General features: G+C 65.8%; 2 protein-coding genes. Both read left to right on the forward strand.

The window, feature by feature from the left end; all coding sequences use genetic code 11:
* Positions 1–503: trehalose-phosphatase (otsB, locus tag AB4Y84_RS21485; protein ID WP_442250908.1), on the forward strand; the 503-nt coding region annotated here is incomplete at its 5' end.
* A gap of 38 nt (positions 504–541) precedes the next feature.
* Positions 542–1,504: glycoside hydrolase family 15 protein (locus AB4Y84_RS21490; protein WP_442250909.1), on the forward strand; the 963-nt coding region annotated here is incomplete at its 3' end.

Raw genomic sequence — 1,504 nt, forward strand, 5'->3', positions numbered from 1 at the left:
GCCACGAACTGCGTGCGCAGGACGGGCACGTGATACGCGATGAGCATGGTGACGACACCGCCGACTGGCTGCATGCGCTTCATCAACAAGCCATGCGTTTCGCCCATGGCCACCCCGGCGTACTGGTCGAGAACAAGGGCGTCGGCCTGGCCCTGCACTGGCGTGGCGCGCCGCATGCAGCCAACGATGTGCGCGCCTTCGCCGACCGCCATGTTCGCGGCCGTGCCAGCTATCGCCTGCAGCCGGGCGACCATGTCGTCGAATTCGTCCCGGTGGCTACCAACAAAGGCCGAGCCGTACGTCGGCTGATGCAGTACCTGCCGTTCCGTGGTCGTCTGCCGGTGTTCCTCGGCGATGACCTGACCGATGAATTCGGCTTCGATGCGGCCAATGGCCTGCATGGCTGGAGCGTGCTGATCGGCGAACGTGAACCCAGCGCGGCGGTGTTCGCGCTGCCCGACATACGCAGCGTGCACGCCTGGCTGCGTGAGAATGCGTATTGACCCCGGCCCCCACGGCCGCAACCGAGATGTACCGCGTGATGACCCAACCCGATCTTGATCTGGGCGTGGTCGGCAACGGCAGCTTCGGCGCCCTTATCGACAAGCACGCCCGTGTTGTCTGGAGTTGCCTGCCGACCTTCGACGGCGACCCGACCTTCTGTGCACTGCTCAGCCCCAACCAGCAGACCGGCGGCGACTTCGCCATCGAGCTGGAGGATTTCGCCGGCAGCGAACAGGAATACCTCACCAATACCGCGATCCTGCGCACCGTGCTGCGCGATGCGCATGGCGGCGCGCTGGAAATCCTCGATTTCGCCCCGCGCTGGCGCCAGAACGACCGTTTCTACCGGCCGGTCAGCCTCATCCGCCAGGTGCGCCCGTTGTCCGGCAGCCCGCGCATCGTGATCCGCGCACGACCACTGGCCGACTGGGGCGCGCGCGTGCCCGAGTCCACCTGGGGCAGCAACCACGTGCGCTGGATCCTGCCCGAGCATGTGCTGCGCCTGACCACCGACGTGCCTGTGCGCTTCGTGCGTGATGGCCTGCCGTTCGTGCTCAACCATCCCATCCACCTGATACTGGGCGTGGATGAATCGCTCAACCGCTCCATCAGCGGCTACGTGCAGGAAGCGTTCCAGCGCACCCGCGACTACTGGCGCGAATGGGTGCGCTACCTGTCCATCCCGCTGGAATGGCAGGACGCGGTGATCCGCAGTGCGATCACCCTCAAACTCTGCCAGTACGAGGACAGCGGCGCGATCATCGCGGCAATGACCACCTCGATTCCGGAAGCGCCCGGCAGTGTCCGCAACTGGGATTACCGCTACTGCTGGCTGCGCGATGCCGCCTTCGTGGTGCGCGCGCTGAACCGTCTGGGCGCCACCCGCACGATGGAGCAATTCCTGGGCTACATCTTCAACCTGGCCACCACCGACGGCACGCTGCAGCCGCTGTACGGCATCGGCTTCGAAGCCAAGCTGGACGAGGACGAAGTACCCAGC

Origin of the sequence: Stenotrophomonas sp. 2YAF22, assembly GCF_052114665.1 — a bacterium.
In the GTDB taxonomy this organism is placed as follows: Bacteria; Pseudomonadota; Gammaproteobacteria; order Xanthomonadales; family Xanthomonadaceae; genus Stenotrophomonas; species Stenotrophomonas indicatrix.